Raw genomic sequence first — 17,001 nt, 5'->3', positions numbered from 1 at the left:
GTCCTCCTATTGCATATAGCCTGTTGTTGTCTGTCCGCCTTGATCGGGGTTCAAGCGGTCCAATATGTGCTGATAATGTTTCTGATGCATCCGGCCGATTTGATCAAGCTCTTGTTTTAACGTCTGATTCTGGCAGTGTTCCGCCATAAAATGCGCTTTTTTCATGGCAAGCAGATTCCAGTTCAGCATGTCCTCAAGATACAAATGGTCTTTCGTTGAGATGACGGCAGGCGGCAAGTTTCCGTTCTGCTCTTGGTTGTTCATATAAACGCCTCCTTCAATTCTGTTCTTTTTAGCTTTCTCTGCGATCGGAAATTCATACACCATAAAAGAAAAAGGAGGGAGTTCATCTTTGCTGCGGAGCATATGTTTATTTTTGTCGAAAAATAAAATGCTTACAAAATTCGCCCAGGCTTACGGAATCCGCTTCGGCGCGGGAAGGTTCGTTGCAGGGGAAACACTCGCGGAAGCTGTGAAAACGGTAAAGCGGCTGAACCAAAAAGGGCTGTCGGCTTCGATTGATTATCTAGGTGAATATGCCGGTTCAGAGAAGGATGCGAAAAGGACGACGGTAGAATGTAAAAAAGCAATCAGGGCGATTGCCAAGAATCAACTGGATTGTGAGCTGTCTCTGAAATTAACATCCATCGGTCTGGATATTTCCGAGAAACTCGCGGAACAGCATGTCAGAGACATATTGACGGAGGCAAAAGAACGCTGCGTGCCTGTAACGATTGATATGGAGGACTATTCAAGATGCGGCCGTACGCTTAAGCTGTATAAGCGGTGCAAGCCGGATTTTCCGATGCTCGGCACCGTCATTCAGGCTTATTTGTACCGGGCAGCTGAAGACATCAGCGGTCTGATGCCATACAAGCCGCGGCTCAGGCTTGTAAAAGGCGCTTATAAAGAATCGGCGGCCGTTGCGTTCCCTGATAAAAAAGCAACCGATCTTCATTTTCAGCAGCTGATTAAGCTGCAGCTTTTGAGCGGCCATGAAACGGCGGTGGCGACACATGATGATGACATCATTTCTTATACGAAAACACTCATCAGCGAACATCAGATTCCCCGGGAGCAGTTTGAATTCCAAATGCTGTACGGCATCAGAACGGAGCGCCAGAAGGAGCTTGCTGAAGAAGGATACAGGATGAGGGTGTATGTCCCGTATGGAACCGATTGGTACGGGTACCTGATGAGAAGAATTGCCGAGCGCCCGGCAAACGCGGCATTTGTGCTGAAAGGGATCTTTAAAAAATAACGGCTGCTCCAAAAAGCAGCCGCAGCATGTTATTCCATGTTGTCTTTTTTATATTGCTGATTTTGGCTCGTCCGTTTGCCGCCGCCGTATTTTTGCTTCGGTCCCGCATTTCCTTTCATGCTGGCCGCGCTCACTGCGGCAGAAGACGGATCTTTTCTCCCTCGCACCATTCCCTTCACCTCCGGGTTTAAGTTTCCCGCCCGCGCCATGGAACATGCGGAAGCCGAAAAATTTAAAAAAATTCCATATTTGCTATTGAAGTCATCCTGAAAATCTTTTAAGATGAAAGAAGAAAAGGGTTTCATTTTTTTTGCCGAAAAAATGAATGACTATTCATTCAAAGTTCAAGGGGGATGACTCATGCACAAGTTTATAAAGAAAGCAGCCGTTCTCGGATCAGGCGTTATGGGGTCCGGAATTGCCGCGCACTTGGCTAACATCGGAATTCCCGTCCTGCTGCTTGATATTGTGCCAAACGAGCTGACAAAGGATGAGATGAAAAAAGGGCTGACATTAGAAAGCCCGGAGGTCCGCAGCAGGCTGAGCCGATCGGCCATGCAAAAGCTGCTGAAGCAAAAACCGGCGCCGCTGACTTCGGCTGCCAATCTCGACTATATAACGGCGGGGAATTTGGAAGATGACGCAGCTCAATTGAAGGATGCTGATTGGATTATTGAAGTCGTCGTCGAAAATCTTGACGTAAAAAAACAGATTTTCTCACTCGTTGATGAATACCGGAAACCGGGAAGCATCGTGTCGAGCAATACGTCCGGTATCTCCGTCACAAAAATGGCGGAAGGCCGATCTGCCGATTTTAAAGCTCATTTCTTAGGAACCCATTTCTTTAATCCGGCCCGCTACTTAAAGCTTCTGGAAATCATTCCGATTCAGGAAACAGATCCTGACGTGCTGGAGTTTATGACTTCATTTGCAGAAAACACGCTTGGGAAAGGTGTCGTCATCGCAAAAGACACGCCTAACTTTATCGCCAACCGCATCGGTACGTACGGCCTGCTGGTCACGGTAAGAGAAATGCTTTCTTCCGGCTGCCGCATCGGCGAGGTGGACACGGTGACCGGGCCTTTGATCGGCAGACCGAAAAGCGCGACCTTCAGAACCCTTGACGTTGTGGGGCTTGATACGTTCGCCCATGTGGCAAAAAATGTGTATGATAAAGCCGACGGCGCTGAAAAAGACATGTTTAAGCTTCCTGAATTTATGAATGACATGCTGAAAAACAATTGGCTGGGCAGCAAATCAGGCCAAGGTTTTTACAAAAAAGAAGGTAAAACAATATATGAACTCGATCCGCTGACCATGACATACGGTGAGCGTTCGAAAATGAAGACGCCCGCGTTAGAAGCCGCCAAACAGGCAAAGGGTGCCAAAGGCAAAATGAAAGCGCTTGTATATTCCGATGACCGCGCAGGACGCCTGCTTTGGAATATCACATCGCAAACACTTTTATACTCAGCCCGGCTTTTAGGTGAGATCGCTGATGATATCAAAGCAATTGATGACGCCATGAAATGGGGCTTCGGATGGGAGCTCGGACCGTTTGAGATGTGGGATGCCATCGGCGTCAGAAAATCAGCGGAGCGGATCGAAGAAGAAGGCGCAGCACTCCCCGGCTGGGTGAAAGAAATGCTTGATCAGGGCCATGAAACATTTTATATGAAGGAAAACGGAACACCATTTTACTATTCAGACGGCCAATACAGGGCTGTGAAAGAAAATCCGAAACGGATCAGCCTGCAAACGTTAAAAGAAACAAAAGGCGTGATCAGTAAAAACAGCGGCGCAAGTCTGATTGATCTCGGCGATGATGTCGCGCTGCTGGAATTTCATACGAAAAGCAACGCGATCGGCTTAGACATTATTCAGATGATTGACAATGCGCTTGAGGAAACGGAGCGGAATTATAAAGGACTTGTCATCGGAAACCAAGGCAGACATTTCTGCGCGGGAGCAAACCTTGCGATGATTTTGATGGAAGCTCAGGATGATAACTTCATGGAAGTCGATTTTGTCATCCGCCGTTTTCAGCAGACGATGCTGAACATCAAATACAGCGCTAAACCCGTTGTCGCGGCGCCATTCGGGATGACTCTCGGCGGCGGCACGGAAGTCTGTCTCCCGGCGGCACGCGTTCAGGCGGCGAGCGAATCGTATATGGGTCTCGTTGAAACCGGCGTCGGTCTTATTCCGGGCGGCGGAGGAAACAAAGAGCTGTACATGAATTATTTGGACGGCGGAAGTGAACTGATGGACGCAGCGATTAAAACCTTCGAAACAATCGCGCTTGCCAAAGTGTCCGGTTCGGCACACGAAGCCCGTGATATGCAGATTTTGTCCGCGGCTGACCGTGTCAGCATGAATCAGGATCACCTGCTGCACGATGCGAAACAGCTGGCTGCTTCCTTATATGACAGCGGATACCGCCCGCCTGCCCGCAAAAAAGTGAAAGTCACCGGGGAAACCGGATGTGCGGCATTACTGCTCGGAGCAGACCAAATGAGACGGTCGGGTTATTTATCCGATCACGATATGAAGATTGCGAAGAAGCTGGCCCATGTCATTGCCGGCGGAAGAGTCCCGTTCGGCACGGAGGTTTCAGAAGAATATTTACTCGAGATTGAAAGAGAAGCCTTTTTAAGCCTCGCTGGCGAGGCGAAATCTCAAGCGAGAATGCAGCATATGCTCGTCAAAGGCAAACCTTTACGGAACTAGGAGGGTGTTTATGAGAGAAGCAGTCATTGTGGCCGGTGCGAGAACCCCGGTCGGTAAAGCGAAAAAGGGATCGCTTGCAGCCGTTCGTCCTGATGATTTAGGCGCGCTTTGTGTAAAAGAAACGCTGAAACGGGCAGGCGGATATGAAGGAAATATCGATGACTTAATTATCGGATGTGCAACACCTGAAGCCGAACAAGGATTAAATATGGCGCGGAATATCGGTGCGCTGGCGGGGCTTCCTCATACGGTGCCGGCCATTACGGTGAACCGCTACTGCTCTTCCGGGCTCCAATCCATCGCTTACGGTGCTGAAAAAATCATGATCGGCGCGGGTGACACCGTCATTGCGGGCGGTGCGGAATCCATGTCGCAAGTTCCGATGATGGGGCATGTGACCCGCCCGAATATCGCTTTGGCGGAGCATGCGCCTGAGTATTACATGAGCATGGGGCACACAGCGGAGCAGGTAGCCGAAACGTACGGCGTATCCAGAGAAGACCAGGATGCATTTGCCGTCCGCAGCCATCAGAATGCCGCAAAAGCTCTTAAAGAAGGGAAATTCAATGACGAAATCGTGCCGGTTGAAGTATCGCTGACAGAAGTCGGTGATGACCATAAGCCGCGGAAAAAACAATTTACCTTTTCTCAAGATGAAGGCGTTCGTCCCGGCACATCGGCTGACGTCTTGGCGAAGCTCCGTCCGGCTTTTTCTAAAACGGGAACCGTGACGGCCGGGAACTCTTCACAAACAAGTGACGGCGCGGCGGCTGTCATGCTGATGGATCGCGAAAAAGCTTCGTCGCTCGGATTGGCGCCGCTTGTCAAATTCCGTTCCTTTGCCGTAGGCGGCGTTCCGCCTGAGGTAATGGGGATCGGTCCGATTGAAGCCATCCCGCGGGCGCTCAAGCTTGCCGGACTCGAATTGCAGGATATCGGGCTTTTTGAATTGAATGAGGCCTTTGCTTCACAGGCCATTCAAGTCATCAGATCGCTTGGGATAGATGAAGAAAAGGTGAACGTCAACGGAGGCGCCATCGCGCTCGGACATCCGCTCGGATGCACGGGAACGAAGCTGACCCTGTCACTCATTCATGAAATGAAACGGAGAAACGAGCAATTCGGCGTGGTGACGATGTGCATCGGAGGCGGCATGGGAGCTGCCGGCGTATTTGAACTCATTTAAAAAAAGGGGGAAACGAACATGAAACAGGAAACGGTCAACGTCAAAAAAGGCGGCAGCTTTCTGATTGAAGAGACGGGATATGATCAAATATTCACTCCGGAGGACTTTACAGACGAACACAAAATGATCGGCAAAACGACAGAAGACTATGTCGTAAACGATGTGCTTCCTTATATCGATGAAATTGAAAACCATCAGTTCGAGCATTCGGTCAGACTGCTGAAAAAAGCCGGAGATCTCGGCCTCCTCGGAGCAGACGTGCCTGAAGAGTACGGCGGAATCGGCCTGGATAAAATCAGTTCAGCCTTCATTACGGAAAAGTTTTCACGTGCCGGCAGCTTTTCGCTGTCTTACGGCGCCCACGTCGGGATCGGCTCATTGCCGATCGTGTTCTTCGGAACGGAAGAACAGAAAAAAACCTATTTGCCGGACTTGGCTTCAGGACAAAGAATCGCGGCATACGCCTTAACTGAGCCCGGTTCAGGTTCAGATGCCCTCGGCGCGAAAACCACGGCTGTTTTGAATGAAGCGGGCACACACTATATTCTTAACGGAGAAAAGCAATGGATTACAAACTCCGCCTTTGCAGATGTCTTTGTCGTCTACGCTAAAGTGGACGGAGATAAGTTTTCTGCATTTATCGTAGAAAAGAACTATCCGGGCGTGTCAACGGGACCGGAAGAGAAAAAAATGGGGATTAAGGGTTCATCGACAAGAACGCTGATTTTAGATCAGGCGGAAGTCCCAAAAGAAAACCTTCTCGGCGAAATCGGAAAAGGCCATGTCATCGCTTTTAATATCCTGAATATCGGGCGCTACAAGCTTGCCGTCGGCACAATCGGCGCTTCAAAACGGGTGATTGAGCTGTCTGCCGCTTATGCAAACCAGCGCCGGCAATTTAAAACGCCGATCTCAAGCTTCACGCTCACTCAGGAAAAGCTTGCGACGATGTCAGCTCGGCTTTACGCGATGGAGAGCTCTGTATACAGAACAGTGGGCTTATTCGAAGATAATATGAGCAGACTGACGGAAGCGGAGCAAAAAGACGGACGCGAAGTCGCGAAGTCAATCGCCGAGTACGCGATTGAATGCTCGCTCAACAAAATGTGCGGTTCTGAAACGCTTGATTATATTGCCGACGAAGGCGTTCAAATTCACGGCGGTTACGGATTTATGCAGGAATATGAAGTGGAGCGCGCCTATCGCGACTCAAGAATCAACAGAATTTTTGAAGGCACAAATGAAATCAACCGCCTGATCGTAACGAGCACGTTCCTGAAAAAAGCCGTAAAAGGTCAGCTGCCGCTCTTTGAAAAAGCAAAAGCGCTCCAAGAAGAACTCATGATGCTGATGCCTGAAGAGCCGGGCTCGGAGCCTCTTGGACAGGAAAAATACATTGTCAGACAGGCGAAAAAGATCGCCCTCTTGACAGCGGGTCTCGCGGCGCAGAAATACGGAAAAGAGATCGAAGGCGAGCAGGAAATCATGGTGAACATTGCCGATATCGTCAGCGCGCTGTACGCTTTGGAATCAGCCGTCCTCAGAACGGAAAAAGCGATTGCGGCGGACGGTGCCGAAAAAGCCGCGCAGAAGCTGTTATATACGGAAATCTTTGCCCAGGAAGCCCTTCAGAACATTGAAGCGCACGCTAAAGAATCACTGATCGCCATGGAGGAAGGAGATTCCCTCCGCATGATGCTTTCCGTGCTGCGCAAACTGACGCGCCTGACGCCGAAAAACCTCATTCAGAAAAAACGTGAAGCGGCAGCCGCCGTCTTCCGTGAAGAAAAATATACAGTCTGATCACATGCTGAAAGCGCTCCTTCATCAGGGGCGCTTTTTCATGAAGCAACGTTATAGGTTTTTACAAGTGATTGTGTTAAAATAACGACGATCATTTACAAGGGGTGAAGAAGATGTCGTTAAATTTTTACTGGTACCCTAAATGCGGAACGTGCCGTAATGCGAAAAAATGGCTGGAAGACCGCGGTAAGGAAATAAACGAAATACATATCGCGGAGGAAACTCCGTCGAAAGAAGAAATTAAAGACCTCTATGAAAAGAGCGGTCTTGAGCTCAAAAAGTTTTTCAACACGAGCGGAATGAAATACCGCGAACTGAACTTAAAGGAAAAACTGTACCACATGTCAGAGGATGAACAGCTTGAACTCCTGGCATCAGACGGTATGCTCCTGAAACGCCCGATTACGACAGACGGCGAAAAAGTCACTGTCGGCTTTAAAGAAGACCAATTCGAAAAATATTGGATGTAATGCCAGGTTCAAAGAATTATGGTATCTTCTTATTATAAGAAAAAAATGGAGGGATTTAGATGAGCACACCGAAAGATATGCGTTATTCCAAAGAGCACGAATGGGTCAAAGTTGAGGACGGAAAAGCCCGCATCGGGATTACACATTTCGCGCAAGCCGAACTTGGCGACATCGTCTTTGTCGAGCTTCCGGAAGTCGGCGCCGAAATTAAAGCGGACGAGCCATTCGGCAGCGTGGAATCCGTCAAAACCGTTTCCGAACTGTACGCACCGATTAACGGAACGGTGACGGAAGTGAACGAAGACCTTGATGACAGTCCTGAATTCGTAAACGAGTCTCCGTATGAAAAAGCGTGGATGATCGTCGTGGAACCGGCTGATGCTGAAGAAATCGAAAACCTCATGACTTCCGAGCAATATGACGAAATGACACAAGAAGACTGATCGGATAGCAAAGGGGCCATTTGGACATTCTATCTGTAACGGGAGGTGTCTAAAATGGCTTTTGATAAACAAAAGGTCGATGTGACGGAGAACGTTACGGGCCGCTTTCAAAACGGCCGGTTTTCCTTGTTTCATGAAAATGAAGCCATCGGCGAGATGACAGGCATGGACCAGTACGAGCTCAAACAGGGCTTTTCATTTGAAAATCAAAAATTTTATAAAACAGCCGATGTCATAAACGGCAGCGATCCGAAATATGTCGATTGCGATTATGAGAATGGCTGGTGTTAACAGTTGGCGGTGAATTTCACTGCCTTCTTTTTCAATCTGACGCTAAAACAATCGGCAGGTGACGCGCTTATGTACAACGGAGATGAAAAGGTCATTATCGTAGAAGGAAAATCTGATAAAATCAAAGTCAGGGAAGTGCTCATCGAACCCGCGGAAATCGTCTGTACAAACGGGACGATCGGCCAAACCGAACTGGAAGATTTGGCGGACCGCCTGTTTGACAGAGACGTCTATATTTTAACGGACGCAGATGACTCCGGAGAAAAATTAAGAAAACAGCTGAAACGGGAGCTTCCCGACGCGCGCCATATTTATATAGACAGAACATACAGGCAAGTCGAGTCGTGCCCGGGCCATCATCTCGCATCTGTGCTGATCAGAGCCGGCTTTGATGCTGACACTGTATTTTTGAAAAAGAACGACCTGAGGTGGTAAACATGAAAGAACTCCAAGAAAATGAACTCGAATCGATTCAGGATGACGTTTATCTCCTGTATTTGTACACCCCGTTTTGCGGCACATGCCAGCTGGCGTCCAAAATGCTAACTGTCGTCGAAGAAATGCTGCCCGGCGCCGCCTTCTATAAAAACAACGTGAATTATTCCCCCGCATTCGCCAAAGCCTATCAGATTGAAAGCGTTCCGTGCTTTTTGCTGTTTAAAGGCGGAGAGCTTGTTGAGAAAGGATACGCCTTCCGCTCCGTTTCCTATTTATATGAGCTGATTAAACAAAAAACATCGCAAACGTTCCCGATGTGACAATATTTACAGGAAAATGTCGTGCGGTTTATAAAGGGTTCTGTCCGTTAAAAAGAGAAAGTGTATGTATGGCCATTAAAACGGGAGGTTATACGAGTGGAGAAAATAGAAGTTTCAGAGAATGACGGACAGCATCTGTTTTTGAAACCGCTATTAAACGCCTCAACGCTGCTGATTACATTCCAAGGAGAAACAGAAGCCTTAACGGTCTCAATTAACGGACAGGGAGAAATGAGAAAAACGTCGGTTTCAAAGGAAAAATCTAATTTGACCTTTTACGGAAACCAGACGGAAATCATTCATCTCCTGCATGGTGATGTCTCTTTGCAAAAGCTTATCCAAAGCGGAAAACTCAAAGTGAAAGGATCATTCAGAGCTCTGCTGAAGCTGGAGGCCATCCTCTGGCTGACAAACGGATTTTTTCAGGCGATCAGTAAACGGCCGTAACTCAATCTACTATGTGACAATAGCTTCCAATATTTATTTTATTGACTTTTTATCATTCGCCGTGCTATTCTACAGTAAGAATTTCCGGACGAAAATACGATATGTTTTCTCTTATCAAGAGAGGTGGAGGGAAGTGCCCTATGAAGCCCGGCAACCATCAACAATGTTGAAATGGTGCCAATTCACTCGAAGCGGTCTGCTTTGAAAGATGAGAGAAAGGCCTTTTTCAATAAGCCTTTCTGCTCATTTTTGCAGAAAGGCTTTTCTTTTGCGGAGAAACCCGGAAGATTTCTTAGAATAGTGTAAGGCGGGTGATTGCTTTGATCCATCTTCAAAATGTTTCAAAAATTTACAAAGCGAAGCATGGGGATGTCAATGCTGTCCAAGATGTCACTCTTGATATCAAAAAGGGCGAAATATTTGGAATTATAGGATATAGCGGAGCTGGTAAAAGTTCCTTAATCCGTCTCCTGAACGGCCTTGAAAAGCCGACGTCGGGAACCGTGGAAGTCGCGGGGACGGAATTAAATAAAGTAAGCAGCCGCGGGCTGAGAAAAGCGCGCCAGGAAATCAGCATGATCTTCCAGCATTTTAACCTTCTGTGGTCGCGCACCGTCCGGGAGAACATTATGTTTCCGCTGGAAATCGCCGGCGTGAAAAAAAGCGAACGGGTCCGCCGCGCTGATGAATTGATTAAACTGGTCGGATTAGAGGGGAAAGAAAAATCTTATCCGTCGCAGCTGAGCGGCGGTCAAAAGCAGCGTGTCGGCATCGCCCGGGCGCTCGCCAATAATCCGAAAGTCCTTCTGTGCGATGAAGCGACATCAGCGCTCGATCCGCAGACGACCGATTCAATTTTGGATCTTTTATCCGATATAAATGACAGACTCGGCCTGACGATCGTGCTCATTACCCATGAAATGCACGTCATCCGAAAAATCTGCAACAGAGTCGCAGTCATGGAAAACGGGAAAGTCGTTGAAGAAGGCGAAGTACTCCAAGTTTTCAGAAACCCGCGCGAACCGATGACCAAGCGTTTCGTTCAGCAGGTGACAGAACCAGAGGAGACGAAAGAAACCATCCAGCATTTTCTGCAGGAAACAGCGACAGGAAAAACGATTCAGCTTTCATTTGTCGGGCAGGCAGCCGAGCAGCCCCTCATTACGGAAATGATCCGAAACTTTGATGTGGACGTCAATATTCTGCAGGGGAAAATTTCACAGACGAAGGACGGAGCCTACGGTTCTTTATTCATTCATATTGACGGTCAGGAAAAAGAAGTAGAAAACGTGATCCGGTTCATCAAAGACAAACAGGTAGAAGCAGAGGTGATCACAAATGTTTGAAAAATGGTTCCCGAACGTTGATATAACCGAGCTGTGGACGGCCACATACGAGACCCTTTATATGACGGTCATCGCTTTAGTTTTTTCATTTATCATCGGAGCGGTTCTCGGTCTTCTGCTCTTTTTAACGGGCAAGGGAAGCTTATGGGAAAATAAAATCATTAACACCGTGATTGCGGCGGTCGTTAATATTTTCAGGTCTATTCCGTTTCTTATTTTAATTATTCTGCTTCTCGGCTTTACTAAGATTTTGGTCGGATCGATTTTAGGACCGAACGCCGCATTGCCGGCGCTGATTATCGGCTCCGCGCCGTTTTACGCCCGTCTTGCGGAAATTGCGCTCCGGGAAGTCGATAAAGGAGTCATCGAAGCTGCCAGATCAATGGGAGCAAAGACATCGACGATTATCTTCAAAGTGCTGATTCCTGAATCAATGCCTGCGTTAATTTCAGGCATCACCGTTACGGCCATCGCCCTGATCGGATCTACCGCCATTGCCGGCGCCATCGGTTCAGGCGGACTCGGAAACCTTGCATATGTAGAAGGCTACCAGTCCAATAATACGGATGTAACGTTTGTAGCGACAGTATTTATACTCATCATCGTCTTTATCATTCAGATTATCGGTGATGTAATTACAAATATAATAGACAAAAGATAAGGGAGGATTTACATTGAAAAAGATTGTATTAAGTGCGCTGCTGCTTGTGTTCGCGGGAGTTTTGGCCGCCTGCGGATCAAACGGCTCGAATAAAAAGGAAATCGTCGTCGCCGCGACAAAAACACCGCATGCTGAAATCTTAAAAGAAGCGGAACCGCTCTTGAAGGAAAAAGGCTACACATTAAAAGTAAAAGTGCTGAACGATTACAAAATGTACAACAAAGCGTTAGCTGATAATGAAGTGGATGCGAACTACTTCCAGCACGTTCCTTACCTTGAACAGGAAATGAAGGAAAATAAAGATTACAAACTCGTGAATGCCGGAGCCGTTCACCTTGAGCCATTCGGAATTTACACGAAAAAATACAAATCACTGAAAGACCTGCCTAAAGGCGCGACCATCATCATGACGAACAATGTCGCTGAACAAGGCCGTATGCTGGCGATGCTTGAAAAAGCCGGACTGATCACACTTGATCCGAAGGTAAAAACGATTGAAGCCACTACGAAAAACATTACGAAAAACCCGAAAAACCTGACATTCAAAAAAATCGCCCCTGAATTAACGGCGAAAGCATATAATGAAGAAGAAGGCGATGCAGTCTTCATTAACGTCAACTATGCGATTCAAAACAAACTGAATCCGTTAAAAGATGCGATTCAAGTGGAATCAACGAAAAACAACCCGTACGCAAACATCATCGCCGTACGCAAAGGTGACGAAAAATCAGAGAAAATCAAAGCGCTTATGGAAGTGCTTCACTCTAAGAAAATCAAAGACTTTATTGAGAAAAAATACGACGGAGCCGTGCTTCCCGTATCTGAATAAAGCGAAAACCCCGGATGAATCATCCGGGGTTTTTTTCGGGTATTAATCGGAGAACTGTCCATAATAAAAAGGAAGGTTAACGATTGGAGGGAATGGCAGTGGCTCAATACCAGGAAAACGGAAAAAGCGTGCATGACGCATTGAAACAATATAAAGAAGGTTTAGGCATATTCGAGCAAAAAATGCCGATGATGGGGCGGAAGTTTAATGAATTTACTGAGCAGTGTTTCTCAGCGGATTCATTAACTGAAAAAGAGAAACAATTAATCGCTCTGGGCATCAGCATCAGCGCTCAAGATGAATTTTGCATGATTTATCATACGAAGGGCTGCCTTGACCAAGGGGCGACAGAAGAAAACATCCTTGAGGTCATCGGCGTCGCAGCGGCATTCGGGGGCGGCGCGGCTCTCAGTCAGGGAGTGACCCTCGTACAGCAGTGCATTCAGGAATTCGGACATACGACGCATTAGAAAGAGCAATCGTATGAATACCGTTTTTCAGATAAAGCGAGCGCCGGATTCCGGCACATTCGGAAGGATTCAGGGGCACACTCCCTTTGGCCGGAGCAGCGGATCATTGTTACAATAGAAACAAATAGATGAAGGGATTGATTCATTATCTGCACCAGCCACGAGAGACTGGACCTTGACTATACGCCTGAAATGGAAAAAGCGATGCAGAAGTCACACGGCATCGGCTACGAGGAATACGGACGGCGTCTTTCAAAAAGGATGGAAGTCGAACGGCAGAGGGAGCTTGAATATCAAAAAAGCAAGTTCCTCGCAGCGCAGCTTAATGAGAAAATCGGTCAGTAAAAAAGGGTGGATTTCCGCCCTTTTTCTGTTTCAAACAGCTTTAATTACGCCTTGATCTTTGATAAACTTTAGGAATGTTCCGGGTAATATAAAAAGTTGTATTTACTTTTCATTTGTTATAAAATTAGAATGAGAATAAATTGAGAATAATGATTATATATTTTGGAGGTATAGATATGGCTGCTTCAACATTAACGATCAAGGATCTTCACGTTGAAATCGAAGGAAAAGAGATCTTAAAAGGTGTAAACCTTGAAATAAAAGGCGGCGAATTCCACGCTGTTATGGGGCCGAACGGTACCGGTAAATCCACGCTCTCAGCAGCGATTATGGGACACCCGAAATACGAAGTTACAAAAGGCAGCATCACGCTTGACGGCAAAGATGTACTGGAAATGGAAGTGGACGAGCGCGCTCAGGCGGGTCTTTTCCTTGCGATGCAGTACCCAAGCGAAATCAGCGGTGTGACAAATGCCGATTTCCTTCGCTCTGCGATTAACGCACGCCGTGAAGAAGGCGATGAAATTTCTCTTATGAAATTCATCCGCAAAATGGACGAAAACATGGAGTTCCTTGAAATGGACCCTGAAATGGCGCAGCGTTACCTGAACGAAGGTTTCTCAGGCGGGGAGAAAAAACGCAACGAAATCCTTCAGCTTATGATGATCGAGCCGAAAATCGCCATTCTTGACGAGATCGATTCAGGTCTTGATATCGATGCGCTTAAAGTCGTTTCTAAAGGAATCAACAGAATGCGCAGCGAAAACTTCGGCTGCTTAATGATCACTCACTACCAGCGCCTTCTGAACTACATCACGCCTGATGTCGTTCACGTTATGATGCAGGGACGCGTAGTGAAATCCGGCGGCGCGGAGCTTGCACAGCGCCTTGAAGCGGAAGGTTATGACTGGATTAAACAAGAACTGGGCATTGAAGACGAAACTGTAGGCCAAGAAGCGTAAGCGTTAGGGGGATAATCATGACATTGGAAACGAAACTATCCGTAGATCAGGAATATGTCAAAGGCTTTTCCGAAAAGCATCAAGAACCTGCCTGGCTGAAAAACCTGCGCTTACAGGCTCTTGAAAAAGCTGAAGATCTGCCGCTGCCTAAGCCTGATAAAACAAAAATCACAAATTGGAACTTTACAAAGTTCAACAAGCATACAGTAGAAAATGCGCCGCTTGCTTCTTTAGAAGATTTAGCTGATGAAGCAAAAGCGCTGATCGATATCGAAAACGAAGACAAAACGTTATATGTGCAGCGTGACCAAACGCCCGCTTTCCTTTCTCTTTCTAAAGAACTGAAAGACAAAGGCGTCATCTTTACGGACATCTTAACGGCTGCCCGTGAGCACAGCGACCTCGTTGAGAAGTATTTCATGAAAGACGGCGTTAAGGTCGACGAACATAAACTGACTGCGCTTCATGCAGCATTAATGAACGGCGGGGCATTCCTTTATGTTCCTAAAAACGTTCAGGTGGAGACGCCTGTTCAGGCCGTTTACGTTCATGAAAGCAATGACACGGCATTGTTCAACCACGTGCTGATCGTCACTGAAGACCACAGCTCCGTCACTTACGTTGAGAACTACATCAGCACGGTGAATCCGAAAGAAGCTGTATTCAACATTATCAGTGAAGTGGTCACAGGTGATAATGCCAGCGTGACGTACGGCGCCGTTGATAACCTGTCAGCAGGCGTCACAACATACGTCAACCGCCGCGGAGCCGCGCGCGGACGCGACAGCAGAATCGAGTGGGCGCTCGGACTGATGAACGACGGCGACACGATTTCTGAAAATACGACAAACCTCTACGGAGACGGCACATACGGCGATACGAAAACCGTAGTTGTCGGAAGAGGAGAACAGACGGAAAACTTTACGACGCAGATCATCCACTTCGGTAAGGCTTCTGAAGGCTATATCCTGAAGCACGGAGTCATGAAAGATGCCGCATCTTCCATTTTTAACGGAATCGGCAAAATCGAGCACGGCGCGTCTAAAGCAAACGCTGAACAGGAATCCCGCGTCCTGATGCTGAGTGAAAAAGCACGCGGAGATGCAAACCCGATTCTTTTAATTGATGAAGACGATGTAACTGCAGGACATGCGGCATCTGTCGGCCGTGTGGACCCGATCCAGCTTTACTACTTAATGAGCCGCGGAATTCCGAAAGAAGAAGCGGAGCGCTTAGTCATTTACGGATTCCTTGCTCCGGTGGTAAAAGAGCTTCCGATTGAAGGAGTTAAGAAACAGCTCGTCTCCGTCATCGAAAGGAAAGTAAAATAATGAATATCACCGATATTCGTGAACAGTTCCCGATCCTTCATCAGCAAGTGAACGGACATGACCTCGTGTACCTTGACAGCGCGGCGACTTCCCAGAAGCCGCGTGCTGTCATTGAAGCAGTGGATCAGTATTACAGCAAATACAATTCCAATGTCCACAGAGGCGTTCATACTCTTGGCACGAGAGCGACAGACGGCTATGAAGGTGCGCGTGAAAAAGTCCGTAAGTTTATCAATGCGAAATCAATGGCTGAGGTCATTTTCACAAAAGGCACGACAACTTCACTGAATATGGTGGCGCTGAGCTATGCCCGCGCCAGCTTAAAACCCGGTGATGAAGTGGTCATCACCCAAATGGAGCATCATGCGAATATCATTCCGTGGCAGCAGGCTGTCAAAGCAACCGGCGCGACTTTAAAATATATCCCGATGCAGGAAGACGGCACGCTTTCGTTGGACGACGTCCGGCAGACTGTCACAAGCCATACGAAGATCGTGGCAGTCGCTCATGTGTCAAACGTGCTCGGCACGATCAACCCGATTAAAGAGATCGCCAAAATCGCTCATGACAATGGCGCGGTCATCGTGGTGGACGGGGCGCAAAGCACACCGCACATGAAAATCGACGTTCAGGACTTGGATTGCGACTTCTTCGCGCTTTCTTCCCATAAAATGTGCGGCCCGACGGGAATCGGCGTGCTGTACGGCAAGAAAGAACTGCTTGAGAATATGGAGCCGGCCGAATTTGGCGGCGAGATGATCGACTTTGTAGGGCTTTATGAATCAACTTGGAAAGAGCTTCCGTGGAAATTTGAAGCAGGCACGCCGATTATCGCAGGCGCGATCGGATTGGGAGCCGCGATTGATTTTCTTGAAGAGATCGGACTCGACGAGATTTCCCGGCATGAGCATAAGCTTGCGGCCTATGCGCTTGACCGTTTCGAGCAGCTAGACGGCGTGACGGTATACGGTCCGAAAGAGCGGGCGGGACTTGTGACATTTAATCTTGATGAGGTTCACCCTCATGATGTCGCGACTGTCCTCGATGCAGAGGGCATTGCGGTCAGAGCCGGCCATCACTGCGCCCAGCCGCTCATGAAATGGCTGGATGTATCTGCTACTGCGAGAGCGAGTTTTTATCTGTATAATACAGAGGAAGAGATCGATAAGCTCGCGGAAGCCCTCCAAAAGACAAAGGAGTACTTTACAAATGTCTTTTAATGCAAATTTAGATACATTATACAGACAAGTGATCATGGATCATTACAAAAATCCGCGCAACAAAGGGGTTTTGGATGACAGCATCGTCGTCGATATGAACAACCCGACTTGCGGCGACCGGATCAGACTGACAATGAAGCTTGACGGCGATACCGTTCAGGAAGCGAAGTTTGAAGGGGAAGGCTGTTCTATCTCCATGGCTTCAGCTTCCATGATGACGCAGGCGATTAAAGGAAAAGATATTGATACCGCCCTTTCCATGTCTAAGATTTTCTCAGACATGATGCAAGGGAAAGAGTATGACGACTCGATAGATCTCGGGGATATTGAAGCTCTTCAAGGCGTTTCGAAATTCCCGGCCCGGATTAAATGTGCCACCCTTTCATGGAAAGCACTTGAAAAAGGAGTCGCTGGCGAAAAAGGCGGCAATTAAAAGATTGGAGTGAAA

The 17,001-nt window shown here is 47.7% G+C and carries 21 protein-coding genes and 1 riboswitch; of the genes, 19 read left to right on the top strand and 2 right to left on the bottom strand.

Going from position 1 to position 17,001, the window contains the following annotated elements; translation table 11 throughout:
- Window positions 1-6 precede the first annotated feature (6 nt).
- Window positions 7-264: a hypothetical protein gene (locus tag BXO87_RS06725; RefSeq protein WP_045209186.1), complete on the bottom strand. Its 258-nt coding sequence runs from the start codon at window positions 262-264 to the stop codon at window positions 7-9.
- Between the two features lie 88 nt (window positions 265-352).
- Here BXO87_RS06725 and BXO87_RS06720 point away from each other — a divergent pair, with 88 nt between their 5' ends.
- A complete protein-coding gene (locus BXO87_RS06720; protein WP_045208832.1) occupies window positions 353-1,261 on the top strand; it encodes a proline dehydrogenase family protein in 909 nt (302 codons plus the stop codon).
- Window positions 1,262-1,290: 29 nt separating this feature from the next.
- Here BXO87_RS06720 and BXO87_RS06715 read toward each other — a convergent pair whose 3' ends face one another.
- The gene (locus BXO87_RS06715; RefSeq protein ID WP_003151836.1) at window positions 1,291-1,431 is read right to left on the bottom strand and encodes a YuzL family protein; all 141 of its coding nucleotides are present in this window, start codon (window positions 1,429-1,431) and stop codon (window positions 1,291-1,293) included.
- 190 nt (window positions 1,432-1,621) lie between these two features.
- On the opposite strand from BXO87_RS06715, the gene BXO87_RS06710 reads away from it, so the two are divergent.
- The 18 genes from BXO87_RS06710 to sufU all read left to right on the top strand — a co-directional run bounded on the left by BXO87_RS06710 (window position 1,622) and on the right by sufU (window position 16,986).
- Window positions 1,622-3,991 (top strand): 3-hydroxyacyl-CoA dehydrogenase/enoyl-CoA hydratase family protein, encoded by a 2,370-nt coding sequence (locus BXO87_RS06710; RefSeq protein ID WP_076851273.1) that lies wholly within the window; start codon window positions 1,622-1,624, stop codon window positions 3,989-3,991.
- A 10-nt stretch (window positions 3,992-4,001) separates the two neighbouring features.
- Complete coding sequence (locus tag BXO87_RS06705; RefSeq protein WP_003151841.1) at window positions 4,002-5,177, top strand: acetyl-CoA C-acetyltransferase; 1,176 nt, start codon at window positions 4,002-4,004, stop codon at window positions 5,175-5,177.
- Window positions 5,178-5,195: 18 nt separating this feature from the next.
- On the top strand, window positions 5,196-6,980 hold the full coding sequence (locus BXO87_RS06700; protein ID WP_020956311.1) for an acyl-CoA dehydrogenase family protein: 1,785 nt from the start codon (window positions 5,196-5,198) through the stop codon (window positions 6,978-6,980).
- Between the two features lie 113 nt (window positions 6,981-7,093).
- A complete protein-coding gene (locus BXO87_RS06695; RefSeq protein WP_003151843.1) occupies window positions 7,094-7,450 on the top strand; it encodes an arsenate reductase family protein in 357 nt (118 codons plus the stop codon).
- Between the two features lie 59 nt (window positions 7,451-7,509).
- Complete coding sequence (gene gcvH, locus BXO87_RS06690; RefSeq protein ID WP_003151844.1) at window positions 7,510-7,893, top strand: glycine cleavage system protein GcvH; 384 nt, start codon at window positions 7,510-7,512, stop codon at window positions 7,891-7,893.
- Window positions 7,894-7,947: 54 nt separating this feature from the next.
- Window positions 7,948-8,184 (top strand): YusG family protein, encoded by a 237-nt coding sequence (locus tag BXO87_RS06685; RefSeq protein WP_003151845.1) that lies wholly within the window; start codon window positions 7,948-7,950, stop codon window positions 8,182-8,184.
- 69 nt (window positions 8,185-8,253) lie between these two features.
- Window positions 8,254-8,619: a toprim domain-containing protein gene (locus tag BXO87_RS06680; RefSeq protein ID WP_032868013.1), complete on the top strand. Its 366-nt coding sequence runs from the start codon at window positions 8,254-8,256 to the stop codon at window positions 8,617-8,619.
- Between the two features lie 2 nt (window positions 8,620-8,621).
- Window positions 8,622-8,942, top strand: a complete 321-nt coding sequence (locus BXO87_RS06675) for a thioredoxin family protein (RefSeq protein ID WP_003151847.1) — start codon at window positions 8,622-8,624, stop codon at window positions 8,940-8,942.
- A gap of 96 nt (window positions 8,943-9,038) precedes the next feature.
- A complete protein-coding gene (locus BXO87_RS06670; protein ID WP_007410085.1) occupies window positions 9,039-9,389 on the top strand; it encodes an SCP2 sterol-binding domain-containing protein in 351 nt (116 codons plus the stop codon).
- Window positions 9,390-9,497: 108 nt separating this feature from the next.
- Window positions 9,498-9,604, top strand: a riboswitch (SAM riboswitch).
- Between the two features lie 105 nt (window positions 9,605-9,709).
- Window positions 9,710-10,735, top strand: coding sequence for a methionine ABC transporter ATP-binding protein MetN (gene metN, locus BXO87_RS06665; protein WP_003151850.1), 1,026 nt, complete (start codon window positions 9,710-9,712; stop codon window positions 10,733-10,735).
- A complete protein-coding gene (locus tag BXO87_RS06660) occupies window positions 10,728-11,396 on the top strand; it encodes a methionine ABC transporter permease (protein ID WP_007410086.1) in 669 nt (222 codons plus the stop codon). The genes metN and BXO87_RS06660 overlap by 8 nt, the downstream gene beginning before the upstream one ends.
- A 13-nt stretch (window positions 11,397-11,409) precedes the next feature.
- Complete coding sequence (gene metQ, locus BXO87_RS06655) at window positions 11,410-12,225, top strand: methionine ABC transporter substrate-binding lipoprotein MetQ (protein ID WP_012118382.1); 816 nt, start codon at window positions 11,410-11,412, stop codon at window positions 12,223-12,225.
- A gap of 92 nt (window positions 12,226-12,317) precedes the next feature.
- Window positions 12,318-12,695 (top strand): carboxymuconolactone decarboxylase family protein, encoded by a 378-nt coding sequence (locus tag BXO87_RS06650; protein WP_007613607.1) that lies wholly within the window; start codon window positions 12,318-12,320, stop codon window positions 12,693-12,695.
- Between the two features lie 192 nt (window positions 12,696-12,887).
- Window positions 12,888-13,040, top strand: coding sequence for a YuzK family famiily protein (locus BXO87_RS20480; protein ID WP_003151857.1), 153 nt, complete (start codon window positions 12,888-12,890; stop codon window positions 13,038-13,040).
- A 176-nt stretch (window positions 13,041-13,216) separates the two neighbouring features.
- Complete coding sequence (gene sufC / locus BXO87_RS06645) at window positions 13,217-14,002, top strand: Fe-S cluster assembly ATPase SufC (RefSeq protein WP_003327022.1); 786 nt, start codon at window positions 13,217-13,219, stop codon at window positions 14,000-14,002.
- Between the two features lie 17 nt (window positions 14,003-14,019).
- The gene (gene sufD, locus BXO87_RS06640) at window positions 14,020-15,333 is read left to right on the top strand and encodes a Fe-S cluster assembly protein SufD (protein ID WP_038459758.1); all 1,314 of its coding nucleotides are present in this window, start codon (window positions 14,020-14,022) and stop codon (window positions 15,331-15,333) included.
- Window positions 15,333-16,553, top strand: coding sequence for a cysteine desulfurase SufS (gene sufS, locus BXO87_RS06635; RefSeq protein WP_007410089.1), 1,221 nt, complete (start codon window positions 15,333-15,335; stop codon window positions 16,551-16,553). The genes sufD and sufS overlap by 1 nt, the downstream gene beginning before the upstream one ends.
- The gene (gene sufU / locus BXO87_RS06630) at window positions 16,543-16,986 is read left to right on the top strand and encodes a Fe-S cluster assembly sulfur transfer protein SufU (protein ID WP_003151877.1); all 444 of its coding nucleotides are present in this window, start codon (window positions 16,543-16,545) and stop codon (window positions 16,984-16,986) included. The genes sufS and sufU overlap by 11 nt, the downstream gene beginning before the upstream one ends.
- Window positions 16,987-17,001 lie beyond the last annotated feature (15 nt).

The sequence above is a fragment of the Bacillus sp. GZB genome, from assembly GCF_001975995.1.
GTDB lineage: Bacteria > Bacillota > Bacilli > Bacillales > Bacillaceae > Bacillus > Bacillus velezensis.
Note: the sequence above shows the minus strand (reverse complement) of the source record. Positions and strands in the feature narration are given on the sequence as shown.

What these genes read in the sequence shown, in the direction of transcription:
- BXO87_RS06660 (WP_007410086.1), top strand. Translation starts at nt 10,728, where the DNA reads ATGTTTGAAAAATGGTTCCCGAACGTTGATATAACCGAGCTGTGGACG.
- sufC (WP_003327022.1), top strand. Translation starts at nt 13,217, where the DNA reads ATGGCTGCTTCAACATTAACGATCAAGGATCTTCACGTTGAAATCGAA.
- BXO87_RS06710 (WP_076851273.1), top strand. Translation starts at nt 1,622, where the DNA reads ATGCACAAGTTTATAAAGAAAGCAGCCGTTCTCGGATCAGGCGTTATG.
- BXO87_RS06680 (WP_032868013.1), top strand. Translation starts at nt 8,254, where the DNA reads ATGTACAACGGAGATGAAAAGGTCATTATCGTAGAAGGAAAATCTGAT.
- sufU (WP_003151877.1), top strand. Translation starts at nt 16,543, where the DNA reads ATGTCTTTTAATGCAAATTTAGATACATTATACAGACAAGTGATCATG.
- sufS (WP_007410089.1), top strand. Translation starts at nt 15,333, where the DNA reads ATGAATATCACCGATATTCGTGAACAGTTCCCGATCCTTCATCAGCAA.
- BXO87_RS06705 (WP_003151841.1), top strand. Translation starts at nt 4,002, where the DNA reads ATGAGAGAAGCAGTCATTGTGGCCGGTGCGAGAACCCCGGTCGGTAAA.
- sufD (WP_038459758.1), top strand. Translation starts at nt 14,020, where the DNA reads ATGACATTGGAAACGAAACTATCCGTAGATCAGGAATATGTCAAAGGC.
- BXO87_RS06685 (WP_003151845.1), top strand. Translation starts at nt 7,948, where the DNA reads ATGGCTTTTGATAAACAAAAGGTCGATGTGACGGAGAACGTTACGGGC.
- BXO87_RS06715 (WP_003151836.1), bottom strand. Translation starts at nt 1,431, where the DNA reads ATGGTGCGAGGGAGAAAAGATCCGTCTTCTGCCGCAGTGAGCGCGGCC.
- gcvH (WP_003151844.1), top strand. Translation starts at nt 7,510, where the DNA reads ATGAGCACACCGAAAGATATGCGTTATTCCAAAGAGCACGAATGGGTC.
- BXO87_RS06725 (WP_045209186.1), bottom strand. Translation starts at nt 264, where the DNA reads ATGAACAACCAAGAGCAGAACGGAAACTTGCCGCCTGCCGTCATCTCA.
- BXO87_RS06700 (WP_020956311.1), top strand. Translation starts at nt 5,196, where the DNA reads ATGAAACAGGAAACGGTCAACGTCAAAAAAGGCGGCAGCTTTCTGATT.
- BXO87_RS06650 (WP_007613607.1), top strand. Translation starts at nt 12,318, where the DNA reads ATGGCAGTGGCTCAATACCAGGAAAACGGAAAAAGCGTGCATGACGCA.
- BXO87_RS06695 (WP_003151843.1), top strand. Translation starts at nt 7,094, where the DNA reads ATGTCGTTAAATTTTTACTGGTACCCTAAATGCGGAACGTGCCGTAAT.
- BXO87_RS06675 (WP_003151847.1), top strand. Translation starts at nt 8,622, where the DNA reads ATGAAAGAACTCCAAGAAAATGAACTCGAATCGATTCAGGATGACGTT.
- BXO87_RS20480 (WP_003151857.1), top strand. Translation starts at nt 12,888, where the DNA reads ATGGAAAAAGCGATGCAGAAGTCACACGGCATCGGCTACGAGGAATAC.